This window comes from Microbacterium sp. MF43 (assembly GCF_012847295.1).
Taxonomy (GTDB): Bacteria; Actinomycetota; Actinomycetes; order Actinomycetales; family Microbacteriaceae; genus Microbacterium.
Window position 1 is genome coordinate 289681 of record NZ_JABBDY010000002.1, and the last position, 17862, is coordinate 307542.

Below are 17862 nucleotides of genomic sequence, written 5' to 3' on the forward strand. Positions count from 1 at the left end.
TGTCGCCATGACGGCGACGGCGCATGCGAACGATCCCCGGCGACCGCTCGCCGTTCCCGCGCCTCGAGCCCGCTCCGACTGGGACGCCTGGGGCACCACCGCCGCCTCGCTGCCACCCGGGGCGAAGGCGATCCTGGCCGCCGTGCTGCCCGGCAAGGCCCATCCCATCCCCCGCCGTCCGGCTCCCGTCCTCACCGCATCGCGGCTCGCCGACGACGACATCGCAGCCCTCGCCGCGGTGGTCGGCGCCGGCCAGGTGACGCGCGACGACGCCGTCCGCATGCTGCACCTCGGCGGCAAGAGCACACCCGACCTTCTGCGCCGACGGCTCGACGAGCCGCAAGCCGCGCCCGACGCGGTCGTCTCGCCCGGGAACCACGACGACGTCGCCGCCCTGCTCGGCGTGTGCGCGGCTCGCGGCATCGCCGTCGTGCCGTTCGGCGGCGGCACATCGGTGGTCGGCGGTGTCGACCCGGAGCCGGGCGACCACCGATGCGTGATCGCCCTGGATCTCGCCCGTACCGCTGCGCTCCTCGATCTCGACGAGGTGTCGCTCCTGGCGACCCTTGGCGCTGGAACCACCGGACCGCAGGCGGAGGAGCTGCTGGGGGCACGCGGCTACACGATCGGCCACTTCCCGCAGAGCTTCGAGCACGCCTCGATCGGCGGGTACGCCGCAACCCGATCGAGCGGCCAGGCGTCGCGGGGGTACGGGCGGTTCGACGACCTGGTCCACAGCGTGCGCGCCGCGACGCCGATCGGCGAGCTGGCGACCGGGCGCGCGCCGGCGAGCGCCGCCGGGCCCGACCTGCGCCAGCTCCTGCTCGGATCTGAGGGGGCGTTCGGCGTCCTCACCGAGGTGACCGTGCGGATCCGCCCCCGCCCCGCGGCGACCGCGTACGGATCGTGGTCGTTCGCGGACTTCGCCGCCGGCGCGGCGGCCGTCCGGGAGGCGACGCAGCGAGGCATCCGTCCCACCGTCCTGCGGCTGAGCGACGAGACCGAGACGCGCGTCAACGCGGCGATGGGAGGCCACCTCGCACGCCTGCGCGGGTGCCTGGCGATCGCGACGTTCGAGGGTGCCGACATGGCGGAAGCCGAGGGCGTTCGCGCCGCACTCGACGCGGTGTTCAGGCGGCACGGCGCGAAGTCGCGGGGCGAGGACCCCGCCCGGTCGTGGGAGCGCGGCCGCTTCGCCTCCCCCGCCCTGCGCGACACGCTGATGGGCGCGGGCGTCCTGGCCGAGACGCTCGAGACCGCCACGACGTGGTCGAACCTGGCAGCGCTCAAGGCTGCGGTGACCGGCGCGCTGACACGCACCCTGGGAGCCGGCGGCACGAGGCCCATCGTGATGTGCCACATCTCCCACGTGTACCCCGCGGGCGCCTCGCTGTACTTCACCGTGGTCGCCGCGCTCACCGACGCGCCGCTGCCGCAGTGGGAGGGGGCGAAGGATGCCGCGTCCCGGGCGATCCTCGAAGCCGGCGGCACGATCACCCACCACCACGCCGTCGGACGCGATCACCGCCCCTACCTCGAACGCGAGATCGGCCCGGTCGGGGTGACGGTGCTGCGCGCGGTCAAGGCGGCCCTCGACCCCACCGGAATCATGAACCCCGGCGCCCTCATCGCGATCGCGGATGCCGAGGACCGCGCGTGAGGGTCGCGCTCCTCATCAACCCGGCCGCACGGGCGGGCGTGCACACGGGCGCCGCGACGCACGCGGCGGAGCGCCTGCGATCGCATGGCGTCCAGACGGCGCTCATCAGCGGCGGGAGCGCCGCGGAGTCCGGCGAGCTCCTGCGCGCCGCGATCGCCGCGGGCGTCGATGCGGTGGCGGTGGCCGGGGGCGACGGCACCGTCCGCCTCGCCGTCCAGGAGGTCGCGGGCACGGGCATCCCCCTCGGCATCATCCCCGGTGGCACCGGCAACGACTTCGCGGCGACCCTCGGACTTCGGGAACTGGATGCCTCGGCAGCCGCCGACGCGATCGCGGCGGGGTTCACCCGGCGCGTCGACCTGGCGCGCGTGACCCGCGACGACGGATCCCGCGAATTCTTCACCACGGTGCTCGCGAGCGGCTTCGACTCCAAGGTCAACGACCGCGCCAACGCGATGACGTGGCCGCGGGGAGGGTCGCGCTACAACATCGCGATCCTGCTCGAGTTCCTCACCCTCGCGGGAACGCCCTACGACGTCGAGTACGAGAAGGCCGACGGGTCGGTGGAACGGCGGAGCGGCGAGCTCGTGATGGCCACCGTCGGCAACGGCCGGACGTATGGCGGCGGCATCCCGATCTGCCCGGAGGCCGACCCGGCTGACGGCCTGCTCGACCTCGTCCTCGTGACACCCGCAGGTCGAGCGCGCCTCCTGCGTCTCCTGCCGCGCGTCTACGCCGGCACGCACGGCACCGTGCCCGAGGTGTCGATGCATCGGATTCGCCGGGTACGACTGGTGGCTCCCGGCGTCACGGGTTACGCCGACGGCGACCCCATCGGCGCCCTGCCTCTGGAGATCGACGTCGCGCCGGGCGCTCTGACGGTGTTCGCGCCGGCGGGCTGACCCGTCGGGTCAGTGCGTCGCCTGCACGGCGCGCAGCTTGGCCAGGACCTGGTCGCGCAGCTCCTCGGGAGCGGTCTCCTTGCACGCGCGCGCGACCACCTCGGTGAGGGTCCGCGCGACGAGCGCCTCGTCACGGCAGCCGGCGCAGTTCTCGAGGTGCTCGGCGATGTCGGTGTGCTGCGTCTTGCACACCTCGTTGCGCAAGTACTCCTCGAGGTCGCGTCGCGCCTTCTCACAGCCGCAATCGGTCATTTCGTGCTCCTCGTGGCGGCAGTCTCGATGCCGCGTTCCTTCGCGTAGTCGGCCAGCAGTTCACGAAGCATTCGCCTGCCACGGTGCAGACGGCTCATGACCGTGCCGATGGGGGTCTTCATGATGTCGGCGATCTCCTGGTAGGCGAATCCCTCGACGTCGGCGAGGTACACCGCCAGCCGGAAGTCCTCGGGAATGGACTGCAGGGCGTCCTTCACCGCGGACGCCGGCATGTGGTCGATCGCCTCGGCCTCAGCCGACCGCGTACTCGTCGCTGTCGTCGACTCCGCACCACCGAGCTGCCAGTCCTCGAGGTCGTCGATCGTGCCCTGATAGGGCTCGCGCTGCTTCTTCCGGTACGTGTTGATGTACGTGTTCGTCAGGATGCGGTAGAGCCATGCCTTCAGGTTGGTGCCCTGCGTGAAGGTCTTCCACGACGCGAAGGCCTTCACGAAGGTCTCCTGCACGAGGTCGGCCGCGTCTGCGGGGTTGCGGGTCATGCGCATCGCGGCGGCGTACAGCTGGTCCATGAAGGGCAGCGCCTGCTCTTCGAACTGCGTGCGCGCGTCTTGGACCTGGTCGATCGAGTCGCTCATCACGCGCCAGTCTACGGCGGGCGCCTCTGCTTCATCCGAGAGGTCGTCCAGCGCCGCTTCGTTGTCGATGCGGTCAAGGGTGGCGATCATCCGGCTCCGCTTCCGTGTCAAGTCGCCCGGCCCGTGGGGGCGGGGTTCAGTAGGGTAGAACCCGATGACAGGCAGCGGCTATTCCCTCAGCCCCGCGCCGGACGAGCGCGGCCCCTGGCGCGCGCCCGTCGCCGACGCTCCGTTGCACGCGACCGTGACCGTCCCGGGTTCCAAGTCGCTCACCAACCGCGAGCTCGTCCTCGCCGCCCTGGCAGATGGGCCGAGCCGCCTCATCTCGCCCCTGCACTCCGACGACTCCGCCCGCATGGTCGATGCGCTGCGCACCCTCGGGGTCAAGATCGAGTTCGAGCCGGGGGCCGGAAGGTTCGGCGACGACATCGTCGTCACGCCGGTGTGGCCCCTTCGCGGCGACACCGAGGTCGACTGCGGTCAGGCCGGAACGGTCATGCGCTTCATCGCCGCCCTCGCAGGCTTCGCGCGCGGCGACGTCACCCTCACGGCGCACGAGAGCGCGCTGCACCGCCCGATGGGTGCCATGATCACGGCGCTGCGCGACGTCGGCGTCGACATCGACGACGGCGGCCACTGGTCGCTCCCCTTCATCGTGCGAGGCCACGGTCATGCCCGCGGTGGCGAAGTCACGATCGACGCGAGCGCCTCGAGCCAGTTCGTCTCCGGACTCCTCTTGGCGGCACCGCGCCTCGACGTCGGCCTGCATCTCCACCATGCCGGCGAGCGTCTGCCGAGCATCCCGCACATCGACATGACGATCGAGGCCCTCGCACACCGCGGCGTCCACGTGGAGAGGCCCGGGACGGGCGAGTGGATCGTGCCGGCGGGTCCCCTGCGCGGCAAAGACGTCGCGATCGAGCCCGACCTCTCCAACGCCGCCCCGTTCCTCGCCGCGGCGATGGTCGCCGGCGGCTCCGTCTCGGTCACCGGGTGGCCGGCTCACTCCACTCAGCCGGGCGCCATGCTCACCGACATCCTCGCGCTGATGGGCGCCAAGGTGCAGCGACGCGGTGGGGCGCTGACCGTCACCGCAGGTCCTGGCATCCAGGGCGTCGATCTCGACCTCTCCGCTGCCGGTGAGCTCACCCCCACGATCTTCGCCCTGGCGGCGTTCGCCGACTCGCCGTCGACACTCCACGGCATCGGGCACATCCGCGGGCACGAGACCGATCGCATCGCGGCCCTCGTCGGCGAACTGCGCGCGCTCGGCGGCGAAGCCGACGAGCTCCCCGACGGCATCCGCATCGTGCCCCGCCCGCTTCACGGTGGCACATGGCACGCCCACCACGATCACCGCATGGCAACGACCGGCGCGCTGATCGGCCTCGCGGTTCCGGGGGTCGAGGTGGACGACATCGGCACCACAGCCAAGACCATGCCGCAGTTCCCCGAGCTCTGGCAGGCGATGCTCGAAGACGGCGAGAACCCCGCCGCCCGGCCCGCGGAGACGATGCGGGCATCGTGAGCTGGCTCGACGATCTCGACGAGGACGACGAACCCGAGTTCGACGAGGCCGACGTTCGCGTCCGTCCCAACCCGAAGGCGAATCGGCCCCGCACGAAGCGGCGCCCGGCGCACTCCGACGCCCGAATCGCCCGCGTTCTCGGCGTGGACCGGGGTCGATACACCGTCCTCGTCGACGAAGACGGTGCCGACGAGCGCACGATCCTCGCCGTCCGCGCCCGCGAGCTGCGCAAGACCCCGATCGTCACGGGCGACCGCGCTCGCGTCGTCGGCGACACGACCGGCACGGATGGCACCCTGTCGCGGATCGTGGGCATCGAGGAGCGCACCTCGCTGCTGCGCCGCAGCGCAGATGACACCGATCAGGTGGAGCGCGTCATCGTGGCGAACGCCGACCAGATGCTCGTCGTCGTCGCCGCTGCCGACCCCGAGCCGCGTGCGCGGTTGGTGGACCGATACCTCGTGGCGGCGCTGGATGCGGGCATCCGTCCCCTGCTGGTCGTGACGAAGACCGACCTCGCCGACCCTGCGGAGTTCCTCTCGCACTTCGACGGACTCGACCTCGACGTGTTCACCAGCGGACGCGAGGAGATGCCGCTCGAGCGCATCGGAGCCGCGCTCGTCGGCCACTCGACCGTCTTCGTCGGTCACTCCGGCGTCGGCAAGTCCACCCTCGTCAATGCGCTCGTGCCCGAGGCGAAGCGCGCGACGGGGCACGTCAACGTCGTGACCGGGCGCGGCAGGCACACGTCGAGCTCGACCGTCTCGCTGCGCTATGCGGGAGCGGAGGGCAACGGGTGGGTCATCGACACCCCCGGAGTGCGGTCGTTCGGCCTGGGACACGTCGACCCGGCCAATATCCTGCGGGCCTTCACCGACCTCGATGAGCTCGCGCAGAACTGCCCGCGCGGCTGCACGCACCTGCCCGACGCCCCGGACTGCGCGATCGCGGAAGCGGTCGGCGAGGGCCGGCTCGGACCCGGCGGTGCGGCACGACTCGACTCGCTGCAGCGCCTCCTCGAGACGTTCGCGAAGCGTGATCCGAGTGCGGGCTCCCGAGAGGGCGCCTAGGCTGAGGGAGTGACCACGCGCCTCGAACCCGGAAGCCCCGCCCCCGATTTCACGCTCGTCGACCAGGACGAGCGGACCGTCTCCCTGGCCTCTCTACGCGGCGGCAGGGTCATCCTCTTCTTCTATCCCGAGGCGATGACGCCGGGCTGCACGACCGAGGCGTGCGACTTCCGCGACAGCCTCGCGCCGCTTCAGGCGGCCGGTTACATGGTGCTCGGCATCTCGCGGGACGAGCCCGAGAAGCTGCGCCGATTCCGCGAGCGGGACGCCCTGACCTATGACCTGCTGAGCGATCCCGATCACGCCGTCCATGACGCGTACGGTGCGTGGGGCGAGAAGATGAACTACGGGAAGACGGTGATGGGTGTCATCCGCTCCACATTCGTCATCGACCCCGAAGGACGCATCGAGCACGCGCTGTACAACGTGAAGGCGACCGGCCACGTCGCCCGCGTGCGCGCGCTCGTGGGCCTCGCCGCGTAGCCCTCAGCGGCTCGGAGAGGGGATCAGGCGGATGCCTCGTCCCGCGAGTCGCGTCCGGCTTCGCGCACCGCGAGCACGAGCAGCACCAGGACGACGATCGCGGGCACCGCGAGGATGAGCGCGAGGGAAGGGGCGGCGTAGGATCCGGTCGCCGCGCCGAGCGCCACCGCGAGGATCAGCAGCTGTGCCACGATCGCCCCGGAGCGACCCCACGACCGGCCGCGCCAGATCGCGACCGCGAAGGCGATCACCGCCGCCGCGCCCACCGCCGTCAGCACGATCAACGCGATCGCGCTGTCGATCGAGGCCGTGTCGCCTCCGACGACAGCGAGGACCTGCCACACCGCCAGTGCGACGAGACCGGCGCCCTCGACGCCCACGAGCGCCGACGCGACGCGGCCGACGGGGTTACTGCGCATGCCTGGTCATCTTTCCGGTCGGAGGGGGTCGGATTGTGCGAACCCTCTATGTCACAAAGGGAATACTCAGCAACTTGCACAGAAACCTGCGCCGCATCCCTTGATCTAGGTAAACCGCTATGGGACGATTGGTAAAGCCGTGTGCTCCCACAGCGACGTGGGGCGAGCATCGCTCGCACATCCCACAGGGTACCGGACCCGAATCCGCGTGCCCTTCGTCAACATCACCCCCGCTATCAAGGAGCACCCCCATGGACTGGCGCGACAAGGCCGCCTGCCTGACCGTCGACCCCGAACTGTTCTTCCCCGTGGGGAACACCGGACCGGCCGTCGATCAGATCGAGAAGGCGAAGTCGGTCTGCGCCCGGTGCACCGTCACCGAGATCTGTCTGCAGTACGCCCTCGAGACCGGCCAGGACTCCGGCGTCTGGGGCGGCCTGTCCGAAGACGAGCGTCGCGCCCTGAAGCGCCGCGCCGCTCGCGCCCGCCGCGCATCCTGAGGCGACCCGGGTCGATGCCGCGCAGCGGCGTTGACGCGACTGTCCTCTCCCCTATCCCTTCGTGCGCTCGATGTAGCGCAGCGGGATCTCGATGGTCACCTCGGTGCCACTGCCCATGATGGTGTGCCAGTCGATCGTGCCGCCGAGTTCGCCCTGAATAAGCGTGCGGACGATCTGGGTGCCGAGGCCGCGTCCGACCTGACCCTCCGGCAGACCTGAGCCGGTGTCGCGGACCCGCACGGCGAGTTGCTCATCGGTGCGCTCGGCGATGATCTCGACGTCCCCCTCCTGGCCCGCGAGCCCGTGCTCGACGGCGTTGGTGACCAGTTCGGTGAGCGCGAGGGCGAGGGGGGTGGCGTACTCGCTGGGGAGGGTCCCGAATCGTCCGGTCGAGTGGGTCTTGGCGCGGGTGTTCGGAGCGGCCGCGACTTCGGCGACGAGTTTGAGCACGCGCGCGAACACCTCGTCGAAGTCGACGTTCTGGGCCAGACCTTCCGACAGCGTGTCGTGCACCACGGCGATAGCCGAGACGCGGCGCATCGCCTGGGTCAGCGCCTCGCGGGCTTCCTCGGTGTGGGATCGCCGTGCCTGGATGCGCAGAAGCGACGCGACCGTCTGCAGGTTGTTCTTGACGCGATGGTGGATCTCGCGGATCGTCGCGTCCTTGGTGATGAGCTCCTGCTCCTGGTGACGGATCTCGGTCACGTCGCGGCAGAGGACGATGGCGCCGATGCGCTTCCCGTGGTCCCGCAGGGGGATCGTGCGCAGCGACACCGTCACGCCGCGCGCCTCGATGTCAGCGCGCCACGGCGCGCGCCCGGTGACGACGACCGGCAGGGACTCGTCGAACTGGCGCTTGGTCGGGAGGATCTGCGTCACCACCTCGACGAGCGACTCCCCCTCCAGTTCGTCGTCGAAACCGAGCCGGTTGAAGGCCGACAGCGCGTTCGGGCTCGCGAATGTCGTGATGCCGTCCACATCGAGCCGCACGAGGCCGTCGGATGCGCGGGGAGCCCCGCGTCTGGGCGAGGTGGGCGCCGACATGTCGGGGAAGTCACCGGTCGCGACCATTCCGAAGAGCTCGTCGGCGCAGTCGTTGAACGTGATCTGCTGGCGTGAGGGGGTGCGCGCCTCGCCGAGGTTCGTGTGCCGGGTCAGCACTGCGATCGTCTGCGCCGGCTCGCCGGAGCGCGAGCGGACGACCGGTACCGCGCGCACGCGCGTGGGCGTCTCCTCGAACCAGTCCGGCGACGCCGAGTCCACGATCGTGCCGGCCTGGAAGGCGTCGCGGACCTGGGTTCGCCACTGGGGGCGGACGCGGTCGCCGACGATGTCGCGGTAGAAGAGCGTGGCAGCCCCGCTCGGGCGCGTGTGCGCGACGGCGACGAAGGAATCGTCGGACGTCGGCACCCACAGCACGATGTCGGCGAAAGCCAGGTCGGCGAGGAGCTGGCCGTCGCCCGCGAGGCGGTGGAGCCACTCCACGTCGTCTGCGCTCGAACGGCCCTGGGCGTACACGAGATCGCTGAGGGTCGACACGCTTTCAGCCTAGACGGAGGCCGAGACCGCCTCCGTGCGCGCGGCATGGCGCGACCGCCGTCGTGGGAGATCGGCGATCGGTGCACCGACGACCGCCTCGCCGACGAACCTCCGCAGTGCAGACGTCAGCGGAGACCTCGGCGCCACGGCGGCGATGGGCTGCGCCGCGAGGAGCGCGGCATCGACGGAGCGGGGGTCCTGCGGGAGGAACCACACGTCGCCGATACCGCCGAAGCGGTCGAGCGTGCGCCGCACCTGTCCGCGCGCATCGATACCGAGGGCGCCGGGTCGGAGCCGGTTGGCCAGCACGGCTATCGGCGTCGCGCCGATCGTCGCCCTCAGCTCGGAGTGCGCGCGCAGGAAGCGCGCGACGCCGACCGGGTCGGCGCCCGCGACCGCGACGACCAGATCGGCGGAGCGCAGTGCGCCGATCGTCGCGCCGTTGCGCCGAGGCGCGTCGAGGTCGCTCATGATCTCCTCGTCGCGTTCGAGCGAGGAGGCCACGTCCACCACGACGTAGTCCGCCCATTCCCGGCATGCCGCGAGCGCCCGGTGCACGCGCGTCTCGCTGAGCTCCGGCCATCGGGACGGACGATTCAGCCCGGTGAGCACGTCGACCCCTGTGTGGCCGAGCGGAACGCTCACGCGGGCCAGCTCTCGCGCATCGAGCCCGCCGAGCTCGGCCTGGCGGCACGCGGCCGCGAAGCCCGGTCCCTCATCGGGGAGCCCTAGTGCGAGTGCGATGGACGGCGCGTGCGAGTCGGCGTCGACCAAGCCCACGTGGCGCCCGCCCCGCGCGAGCTCCACCGCGAGCTCGATAGCCACCGTGGACCGTCCGGGGGCCCCGGCCGGTCCCCACACGGCGATGATCCGGGGATCCCGTCTTCCCGGGGAGTCAGCTCCCCTCCGTGGCGCGTGCGGGGGATCCGGCCGTAACGGTGCGGCGGCCAGGACGTCCGACAGCTGCCACGCGTCGACCTCGCCCACCAGGGGCTGTGCGAGGCCGAACGCGGCGGCGAGCCGCACCTCGGCGTCGCCCGAGCACACCGGAACGATGCGTGTTGCTGCGCGATCGCACAGTGCGACGACACCGGCAGTCAGGGTGTCGCGGCGAATGTCGAGGACGGCGGCGTCGGCGTCGGCGACGGCGCGCAGCACGGTCTCCGATTCGGGCAGCGGGAGCACGTCCGACGCCGCGGCGACGAGCGCACCGGCAGCGAACGCACCGACGACGTCGTGCCCCTCTCGGCGCAGGCCTTCGACGAGCTCGGATGCCTCGTCGACCGCGACGAGGATTCTCACGATCCGCCGCCCGCCGTCGGGACGACGGAGAGCGCAGACTCGTCGGCCATTGCGGCGAGCATCGCGGCGACATCGGCGCGCGGGATGACCAGCTCGAGCGAGGCCGCACCCCCGCCCATCATCGAGTCGTCGCGCGCCACCGAGACGACGGTCGCGTCAGGAACGAGGATCCGCGGTTCCCCGTGGTCCCCATCCTCGCCCAGCGGCGCCTCCCACACTTCCACCACCGTTCCCGCGCCGACCGAGGCCGGCACGTCGACGTGACTGTGGACGACCAGGCTCGTGGTCCTGGACGCGGATGCCTCGGCGACGGCGTCGGCGGGGACGAGCTCGCCCGCTTCGATCGTGCGGGTCGCGACGAGACCTTCCTCCCACGAGTCGGGGGCGAGATACGCGGCGCCGACCTGTGCGAGCCCGACCTCGACGGCGCGCAGGTCGTCGGCCGTGATGGCCTGCCCCGGGACGATCGTCTCGGCCGCGGTGAAGGTCGGAGTCGTCTGACGGGCGGATGCCACGACCAGCCAGACGCCGACGATGGATGCGACGATGAGCAGGATGCCGAGGAAGAATCGTGCGTCCCCCCAGAAGGCTCGTCGCGGGCTGCGGGCGGTCTCGACGGCTGTCATGCCACCATGGTGACGCAGGGACGCGAGTCCGCTGATTCTTTATCCACAGCCGGTTCGGCGCCGGTCCCCCCTTCCCGGGGCGGGTCCATAATGGGGGCATGCCCGAGATCCCGACTTCGGACGCGCGTCTGCTCGCGCCTGCCCAGGTGGGCGAGCTGCTCGGCGTGTCGGTCGACGAGGTCATGGCGCTGGTCCTGGAAGGCCGGCTGCGGGGCATGCGAGTCGGGTCGCCTGCGCGATGGCGTGTGGAGGAGTCCAGCGTGTCCACGTACCTCGACGACCAGGCAGAAGAGGCACGCCGCACGGCGTTGTGGCGTCAGGCGCAGAACGCGAGCTTCCCCGAACTGTGGGGAAGCGGACCCGTACGGCACGGCGACTGACTCACAGCACCGATCCGGCACCGTCGACCCGCACCCACGCGACCGCGGTGAAGGGCAGCACCCGGTAGCCGGTCACAGCATCGGTCCGCCGCGCGGCGCCCGCATCGTGCAGCGCGAGGTCGAGGTGATCAGAACCGGCCCGATCGATCGTGCCGGTGAGGGTGCGGCCGTTCAGCAGATGGACGGCGACACCGGCACGACGACGCACCAGATCGCGCAGCACATAGCCGAACGAGAGCCGGTCCGCGAGAGCAGAACGCTGCGCGGCCGGGCGCGCACTGCGGAGCATCTCCTCCGAGGCCAGCCCCAGCCCGGCGATCGCTGAGAACGGCACGACCAATGCCGCGGAAGGCCCCTCGACAGGCCGCACCGCCGCGCAGTCCGCACCGACTCCCGTGACGGCGCCGCGCACCGAGGAGCCATCGCCGAACTCGAGCGCGACGACCGGCCCGCCGTCCTCACGGCCGACGAGATGGATCAATCGCTCGCGGAGCGGCATGCGAGAAAGCCGAAGCCGCTCAGCCTCGGTGTCGAGCGCCGCGCGCTCCGCCTCCCACTCCGAGGCGAGCTGATCCTCGAGGTCATCGAAGAAACGGTCCCAGCGCACCCAGCGAGAGTAGGGCAACCATCACGAGAGCATCACAAGTTATCCACAACGCGCCACCACGGTTCGTTCTTCGCCCCCGTCGTGTGTTCTACTGACGACAAGACATCCCCCACTGTCGAGATAGGCACCCATGGCAACGACGCCCGCGGGCACTGCCCGCGCTTTCCGTGCGCCCGGCGGCGCCCTGGAGCTCTCCGAGTTCTTCGCGCCGCAGCGGACGCCGTCCACCGCACTCCCCGATCCCGAGCCGTTCCTGCGCAACATCACCCGCGGCGTGCTCGAGGTCCTGGCGGGCGTGCGCGAAGTCGACCAGCTCGCCCGCTGGCTGACGGAGGATCCCTACCGCAAGCTCGTGACCCGTTCGAACCTCGCGGCGCGGGCCAGGAGTGCACGCGGCGTGCCCGCACGGCGGCCCGTCCACTCGATCCTCTCGGTCCACCAGTCGTCGCCCGCCGACGGCGTGATCGAGTCCGTCGTCATCGTCAAGGGCCCGGCGCGCACGCGGGCCGTCGCTCTGCGGCTCGAAGGCATGGACGGACGCTGGCGGGCGACATCTCTCGCACTGCTCTGACCGAGTCGGCACACCTCGACCCCGGGCTCAGTTCCCCTCGTCATCGATGAGGTCGAGGAGCGCCTTGCATGCGTCCCGGATCTCGTCGTGGTCGAACTGACCGGCACGACTCTCTGCGGCGATGACGCCGGCGCGGTGGACTCTTCGGAAGTCGCCGATCGGGAACGACCACGCCTGTTTCGTCTCACGGTCGGCCGACCTGTCCACGCCCAGATGCCAATGGGCGTACTCCGTCCAGCCTTCCCGCTCGATGAATGCGTTCTCCTCATCGGCGGTGGGCGCGGCCTCCGACCACGCGTCGCGCTCATCGCGCACGACCTTGCCTTCGCGGATGAGCGCCCGCGCCTGTTGCAGCGCCGGGCGGTTCAGTTCGATCGCCATGCCGCGACGGTACGCCGACGTGCGCGCACATGCGACCCGGTTGACGGATGCCTCGGCATCCCTCTCACTGCGTGTAGGAAGCCAGGAAGTTCCCCAGTCGCTCGATCGCCTCGGTCAGGACGCGCGCCTCGGGCAGCGTCACGATCCTGAGGTGATCGGGGGTCGGCCAGTTGAAGCCGGTCCCCTGCACGAGCAGCACGTGCTCGGCCACGAGGAAGTCGTACACGAGCCTGCCGTCGTCATGGATCTCGTGGACCTCCGGGTCCAGGCGCGGGAAGGCGTAGAGCGCGCCCTGCGGCCGCACGCAGGTGACCCCGGGGATCGCTTCGAGACCCTCCCACGCGGCGTCCCGCTGCTCGTGGAGGCGCCCGGTGGGTGCGATGAGCGCGTCGATCGACTGGACGCCCGAGAGCGCCGCCTGCACCGCGTGCTGCGCGGGGACGTTGGGACACAGGCGCGTCGATGCGAGCAGTGTGATGCCCTCGAGGAAGCCGGAGGCGTGGCCCTTCGGCCCGGTGATGACGAGCCACCCCGACCGGTACCCGGCCACACGGTAGGTCTTCGACAGCCCGTTGAACGTGAGCACCAGCAGGTCGGGGGCGACGGACGCCATCGGGATGTGGGCGGCGTCGTCGAACAGGATGCGATCGTAGATCTCGTCGGAGAGGACGAGGAGGGAGTTCTCCCGGGCGATGTCGGCGATTCCCTCGAGGATCTCCCGCGAGTAGACCGCACCGGTGGGGTTGTTCGGATTGATCACGACGATCGCCTTGGTGCGAGGCGTGACCTTCGCGCGGATGTCGTCGAGATCAGGCTGCCAGCCGTTCTGCTCGTCAGCCAGATAGTGGACCGGGGTACCCCCGCCGAGGCTCGTCATCGCGGTCCACAGCGGGTAGTCCGGAGCCGGGATGAGCACTTCGTCGCCCTCATCGAGGAGCGCCTGCATCACCATCGTGATGAGCTCCGACACACCGTTGCCCAAGTAGACGTCTTCGGGGCCGAAGGAGGGAAAGGCGGGGTCCTCCTCGTAGCGGTACACCACCGCGCGGCGCGCGGACATGATGCCGCGGCTGTCGCTGTAGCCGTGGGCATGGGGCACGGCCTCGATCATGTCGCGCACGATCTGGAACGGCGCTTCGAACCCGAACACAGCGGGGTTGCCGGTGTTCAGCTTCAGGATCGTGTGGCCCTCGTTCTCGAGCCGATCGGCCTCGACCAGTGCCTGCCCGCGGATCTCGTAGAGGACATCCTTGAGCTTGCGGGACTGATCGAGGGGTCGGAGACTCATCGGGCCAGGATATCCGGGCCGGAGCGATGCCAATCGACCGCGCGTGGCCCGGGCGGCGCTGAGCCGCCCGGGGACGCGTCAGCGCTTCTTCTGGTCGGCGGCGCGGCGCTGCGCCCGGTTGAGCGGCGCCTGCTGCGGCGCGGCGGCCGGGGCATCCGTCCGCTGACCGAAGGCCCCGCGCTGGGACTCGGCCGCGGGAGCGGCGGCGGGCTGACCGGATGCTGCGGCCGCGGCAGCGGCCTGACGCAGGCGGTTCGTGGCGGCCTGCTGGACCTGGCCGCGATCGTTGCGCACCTCGACCTCGCCGGCGTCGTTGGCCGCCGAGTACTGGAGGCGCTGACCCTCGACCGGCTGCGCCCCGAGGCCCTTCGCCTCGACTTCGGCCTCGCCCTCGCCCTGACGGCGCACCTCGACCTCGAGGTTGTAGAGGTAGCCGACCGACTCCTCCTTGATCTGCCCCATCATCGCCTGGAACATCTGGTACCCCTCGCGCTGGTACTCGATGAGCGGGTCGCGCTGTGCCATCGCGCGGAGGCCGATGCCGTCCTTGAGGTAGTCCATCTCGTAGAGGTGGTCGCGCCAGCGGCGGTCGAGCACCTGGAGGACGACGCGCCGCTCCAGCTCGCGCGTGGCGGGAGTGCCGAGGGTCTCCTCGCGCTTGTCGTAGGCGATCCGGGCGTCGGAGAGGATCTCGCGCTTCAGGCCCTCGGCCGTGATGCCGCCCTTGCGACCGGCGCCTTCGGCGACGACCTCGTCGATCGTGACACCGACGGGGTAGAGGGTCTTGAGCTCGGTCCAGAGCGCGTCGAAGTCCCAGCTCTCGTTGTGGCCAGAACCGGTGTGGTCGTCGATGACGGCGTTGATGGCGTCCTCGATGAAGTGCTGCACGCGGTCGGCGATGTCGTCACCCTGGAGGATGTGACGGCGATCGGAGTAGATCGCCTCGCGCTGACGATTGAGCACGTCGTCGTACTTCAGGACGTTCTTGCGGATCTCGGCGTTGCGCGCCTCGACCTGGCTCTGAGCCGACTTGATCGCGCGCGTCACCATGCCGGACTCGATCGCGACGTCGTCGGGGAAGTTGGTCCGGGCGAGGATGGCCTCGGCGGCCCCCGACTGGAACAGTCGCATGAGGTCGTCGGTCAGCGAGAGGTAGAAGCGGCTCTCGCCGGGGTCGCCCTGACGGCCCGACCGACCGCGAAGCTGGTTGTCGATGCGGCGCGACTCGTGGCGCTCGGTGCCCAGCACGTAGAGCCCACCGGCCTCGATGACCTTGGAGGCCTCGCCGGCGACACGATCGCGGACGGCCTCGTAGACGGCGTCCCACTCGGCCTCGTACTCGTCCGGCGTCTCGACGGGGTCGAGACCCTTCGCCTTCATCTCCTGGACGGCGAGGAACTCGGCGTTGCCGCCGAGCATGATGTCGGTGCCTCGACCGGCCATGTTGGTCGCGACGGTGACGGCGCCGAGGCGACCGGCGCGGGCGACGATCTCGGCCTCGCGCGCGTGGTTCTTCGCGTTGAGGACCTCGTGCTTGATGCCCTTCTTGGCGAGCAGCCGCGAGAGGTACTCGCTCTTCTCCACGCTCACGGTTCCGACGAGCACCGGCTGGCCCGCCGCGTGCCGCTCGGCGATGTCTTCGACGACCTGCGCGAACTTCGCCTGCTCGTTCTTGTAGACGAGGTCGGGCTGATCCTTGCGGATCATCGGCTTGTTCGTCGGGATGGACACGACTCCCAGCTGGTACGTCGACATGAACTCGGCCGCCTCGGTCTCGGCGGTACCGGTCATGCCGGCGAGCTTCTCGTACAGGCGGAAGTAGTTCTGCAGCGTGACGGTCGCGAGGGTCTGGTTCTCGGCCTTGACCGGAACCGCCTCCTTGGCCTCGATGGCCTGGTGGATGCCCTCGTTGTAGCGACGGCCGACGAGGATTCGGCCCGTGTGCTCGTCGACGATCATGACCTCGTCGTTCATCACGACGTAGTCGGTGTCGCGCTTGAAGAGGGCGAGCGCCTTGATGGAGTTGTTGAGGAACGAGATGAGCGGAGTGTTCGCCGACTCGTAGAGGTTGTCGATGCCGAGGTAGTCCTCGACCTTCTCGATGCCCGGCTCGAGCACGCCGATGGTGCGCTTCTTCTCGTCGACCTCGTAGTCGACACCCGCTTCGAGCGTCTTGGCGATCTTGGCGAACTCGACGAACCAGCGGTTCGCCTCGCCCGACGAGGGGCCCGAGATGATGAGCGGCGTGCGCGCCTCGTCGATGAGGATCGAGTCGACCTCGTCGACGATGGCGAAGAAGTGACCGCGCTGGACGAGGTCCTCCTTGCGCCAGGCCATGTTGTCGCGCAGGTAGTCGAAGCCGAACTCGTTGTTCGTTCCGTAGGTGATGTCGGCGTTGTACTGCTCGCGGCGCACGTCCGGCGTCTGGCCGGCCACGATGATGCCGGTGGTCATCCCCAGGGCGCGGTAGATGCGTCCCATGAGCTCGGCCTGGTAGGACGCGAGGAAGTCGTTGACGGTGACGACGTGGACGCCCTTGCCCGCGATCGCGTTGAGGTAGACGGGGAACGCGGCGGTGAGCGTCTTGCCCTCACCGGTCTTCATCTCGGCGATGTTGCCGAGGTGCAGAGCAGCGCCACCCATGATCTGGACGTCATACGCCCGCTGGCCGAGCGTGCGCTTGCCCGCTTCGCGGACGGCGGCGAACGCCTCGGGCATCAGCTGGTCGAGCGTCGCTCCGGCCTCGAAGCGTGCGCGCAACTCGGCGGTCTCGCCTCGCAGTTCCTCGTCGGTGAGGTGGGCGTAGTCCTCTTCGAGCGCGTTGACGGCCTTGACGACCTGCTGCAGCCGCCGGAGGATGCGACCCTCGCCGGCGCGAAGCAGTTTCTCGAGGGGGTTGGCCACGGAGTGTCTCCATCTGTCGGGTGTGGCGCCAACGGCGCCGCTGCCGCCGGGCCGGAGCCCGGGCATACCTGCCTATGTTATCCACCCGTGACCTTGGTGTGCGCTGGGTGTGAGTGGCGGTGATGCCGGTTTTCCCGGTATCTATATACTCGGCAATCAGATACTCGGCAGAGGAACGACGGGAGATCGCATGTCGGTGCGGCAGGGCCTTCTCGCCATCCTCGACCAGGGCCCGTGCTACGGCTATCAGCTGCGCGCGGAGTTCGACCGCCGCACCGGCTCGACCTGGCCGCTCAACGTCGGGCAGATCTACAACACTCTCGACCGCCTGGAGCGCGACGGCCTGGTCACCAAGGGCGACGCCGACGAGCACGGCCACGTGTACTGGGAGATCACGGATGCCGGAGCCGCCGAGGTTCGCGACTGGCTGTCGTCTCCCGTCGAACGGACCGCGGGGACGCGTGACGAGCTCGCGATCAAGCTCGCCGTCGCGGCCACGCTCCCCGGTGTCGATGTCGGCCTGCTCGTCGAGACGGAGCGTCGCGCATCACGCGGGCGGCTGCAGGCGCTCGCGGCGCGGAAGGAGTCCGGCGCAGATCGCGCGTCCGCGCAGGGGCTCGCGCGTTCGCTCATCGTGGACTCGATGATCTTCGCCGCCGAGTCGGAGCTGCGCTGGCTCGACCACGCCGAGCAGCAGCTCGCGCTGCGTCCGGACCACGCCATGGCGCTCGAGCTCTCGACGGAGCGACCCAAGCGGGGCCGGCCCGCGCGGGCCGAGGCATCCGTCGCCTGAAAGCTGAGACGAACCGGCCCTCCCCCGACACCTACAGATGAACCGTCGGAGAGGACGACCC

At 70.3% G+C, this 17862-nt stretch carries 19 protein-coding genes; 9 read left to right on the top strand and 10 right to left on the bottom strand.

What is annotated here, in order from left to right; translation table 11 throughout:
• Nucleotides 1–7 precede the first annotated feature (7 nt).
• Together HF323_RS05715 and HF323_RS05720 are read left to right on the top strand one after the other, a co-directional pair.
• The gene (locus tag HF323_RS05715) at nucleotides 8–1660 is read left to right on the top strand and encodes an FAD-binding oxidoreductase (protein ID WP_169581622.1); all 1653 of its coding nucleotides are present in this window, start codon (nucleotides 8–10) and stop codon (nucleotides 1658–1660) included.
• Nucleotides 1657–2562 carry a diacylglycerol kinase gene (locus tag HF323_RS05720; protein WP_169581623.1) on the top strand — a complete coding sequence of 302 codons (906 nt, stop codon included), beginning with the start codon at nucleotides 1657–1659 and terminating at the stop codon, nucleotides 2560–2562. Before HF323_RS05715 ends, HF323_RS05720 begins: the two co-directional genes overlap by 4 nt.
• Before the next feature lie 9 nt (nucleotides 2563–2571).
• On the opposite strand, the gene HF323_RS05725 is transcribed toward HF323_RS05720, so the two are convergent.
• Both HF323_RS05725 and HF323_RS05730 read right to left on the bottom strand, forming a co-directional pair.
• A complete protein-coding gene (locus tag HF323_RS05725; protein WP_169581624.1) occupies nucleotides 2572–2814 on the bottom strand; it encodes a zf-HC2 domain-containing protein in 243 nt (80 codons plus the stop codon).
• Nucleotides 2811–3410, bottom strand: a complete 600-nt coding sequence (locus HF323_RS05730; RefSeq protein ID WP_223169241.1) for a sigma-70 family RNA polymerase sigma factor — start codon at nucleotides 3408–3410, stop codon at nucleotides 2811–2813. Before HF323_RS05730 ends, HF323_RS05725 begins: the two co-directional genes overlap by 4 nt.
• 154 nt (nucleotides 3411–3564) lie before the next feature.
• Here HF323_RS05730 and aroA point away from each other — a divergent pair, with 154 nt between their 5' ends.
• Genes aroA through bcp form a run of 3 tightly spaced genes read left to right on the top strand, consistent with a single transcriptional unit; the run spans nucleotide 3565 to nucleotide 6491 of the window.
• Nucleotides 3565–4938: a 3-phosphoshikimate 1-carboxyvinyltransferase gene (gene aroA / locus HF323_RS05735; RefSeq protein ID WP_169581626.1), complete on the top strand. Its 1374-nt coding sequence runs from the start codon at nucleotides 3565–3567 to the stop codon at nucleotides 4936–4938.
• Nucleotides 4935–6008: a ribosome small subunit-dependent GTPase A gene (gene rsgA, locus HF323_RS05740; RefSeq protein WP_169581627.1), complete on the top strand. Its 1074-nt coding sequence runs from the start codon at nucleotides 4935–4937 to the stop codon at nucleotides 6006–6008. Before aroA ends, rsgA begins: the two co-directional genes overlap by 4 nt.
• A 9-nt stretch (nucleotides 6009–6017) precedes the next feature.
• Nucleotides 6018–6491 carry a thioredoxin-dependent thiol peroxidase gene (gene bcp / locus HF323_RS05745; protein WP_169581628.1) on the top strand — a complete coding sequence of 158 codons (474 nt, stop codon included), beginning with the start codon at nucleotides 6018–6020 and terminating at the stop codon, nucleotides 6489–6491.
• 23 nt (nucleotides 6492–6514) lie between these two features.
• On the opposite strand, the gene HF323_RS05750 is transcribed toward bcp, so the two are convergent.
• Nucleotides 6515–6910 (bottom strand): histidine kinase, encoded by a 396-nt coding sequence (locus HF323_RS05750; RefSeq protein ID WP_169581629.1) that lies wholly within the window; start codon nucleotides 6908–6910, stop codon nucleotides 6515–6517.
• A 251-nt stretch (nucleotides 6911–7161) separates the two neighbouring features.
• Between HF323_RS05750 and HF323_RS05755 the strand changes: the two genes are divergently transcribed.
• Nucleotides 7162–7410, top strand: a complete 249-nt coding sequence (locus tag HF323_RS05755) for a WhiB family transcriptional regulator (RefSeq protein ID WP_018171995.1) — start codon at nucleotides 7162–7164, stop codon at nucleotides 7408–7410.
• Between the two features lie 51 nt (nucleotides 7411–7461).
• Here HF323_RS05755 and HF323_RS05760 read toward each other — a convergent pair whose 3' ends face one another.
• The 3 genes from HF323_RS05760 to HF323_RS05770 are packed head-to-tail and all read right to left on the bottom strand — an operon-like array spanning nucleotide 7462 to nucleotide 10877.
• Complete coding sequence (locus HF323_RS05760) at nucleotides 7462–8949, bottom strand: PAS domain-containing sensor histidine kinase (RefSeq protein WP_169581630.1); 1488 nt, start codon at nucleotides 8947–8949, stop codon at nucleotides 7462–7464.
• Nucleotides 8950–8958: 9 nt separating this feature from the next.
• Nucleotides 8959–10251, bottom strand: coding sequence for a P-loop NTPase (locus HF323_RS05765; protein WP_169581631.1), 1293 nt, complete (start codon nucleotides 10249–10251; stop codon nucleotides 8959–8961).
• Complete coding sequence (locus HF323_RS05770) at nucleotides 10248–10877, bottom strand: SAF domain-containing protein (RefSeq protein WP_169581632.1); 630 nt, start codon at nucleotides 10875–10877, stop codon at nucleotides 10248–10250. The genes HF323_RS05765 and HF323_RS05770 overlap by 4 nt, the downstream gene beginning before the upstream one ends.
• Nucleotides 10878–10975: 98 nt before the next feature.
• On the opposite strand from HF323_RS05770, the gene HF323_RS05775 reads away from it, so the two are divergent.
• Nucleotides 10976–11257 (top strand): helix-turn-helix domain-containing protein, encoded by a 282-nt coding sequence (locus HF323_RS05775; RefSeq protein ID WP_169581633.1) that lies wholly within the window; start codon nucleotides 10976–10978, stop codon nucleotides 11255–11257.
• Nucleotide 11258: 1 nt separating this feature from the next.
• Here the strand turns inward: HF323_RS05775 and HF323_RS05780 are convergent, their stop codons facing one another.
• Nucleotides 11259–11864: a hypothetical protein gene (locus tag HF323_RS05780; RefSeq protein ID WP_169581634.1), complete on the bottom strand. Its 606-nt coding sequence runs from the start codon at nucleotides 11862–11864 to the stop codon at nucleotides 11259–11261.
• A gap of 130 nt (nucleotides 11865–11994) precedes the next feature.
• Between HF323_RS05780 and HF323_RS05785 the strand changes: the two genes are divergently transcribed.
• Nucleotides 11995–12435: an Rv3235 family protein gene (locus HF323_RS05785; protein WP_169581635.1), complete on the top strand. Its 441-nt coding sequence runs from the start codon at nucleotides 11995–11997 to the stop codon at nucleotides 12433–12435.
• A gap of 27 nt (nucleotides 12436–12462) precedes the next feature.
• Here HF323_RS05785 and HF323_RS05790 read toward each other — a convergent pair whose 3' ends face one another.
• The 3 genes from HF323_RS05790 to secA form a co-directional block, all read right to left on the bottom strand.
• Complete coding sequence (locus tag HF323_RS05790; RefSeq protein ID WP_169581636.1) at nucleotides 12463–12816, bottom strand: hypothetical protein; 354 nt, start codon at nucleotides 12814–12816, stop codon at nucleotides 12463–12465.
• Nucleotides 12817–12880: 64 nt separating this feature from the next.
• The gene (locus HF323_RS05795) at nucleotides 12881–14104 is read right to left on the bottom strand and encodes a pyridoxal phosphate-dependent aminotransferase (RefSeq protein ID WP_169581637.1); all 1224 of its coding nucleotides are present in this window, start codon (nucleotides 14102–14104) and stop codon (nucleotides 12881–12883) included.
• Between the two features lie 78 nt (nucleotides 14105–14182).
• Complete coding sequence (secA, locus tag HF323_RS05800) at nucleotides 14183–17008, bottom strand: preprotein translocase subunit SecA (RefSeq protein WP_169581638.1); 2826 nt, start codon at nucleotides 17006–17008, stop codon at nucleotides 14183–14185.
• A 190-nt stretch (nucleotides 17009–17198) separates the two neighbouring features.
• Here secA and HF323_RS05805 point away from each other — a divergent pair, with 190 nt between their 5' ends.
• On the top strand, nucleotides 17199–17801 hold the full coding sequence (locus HF323_RS05805; RefSeq protein WP_169581639.1) for a PadR family transcriptional regulator: 603 nt from the start codon (nucleotides 17199–17201) through the stop codon (nucleotides 17799–17801).
• The last annotated feature ends 61 nt before the right edge of the window (nucleotides 17802–17862 follow it).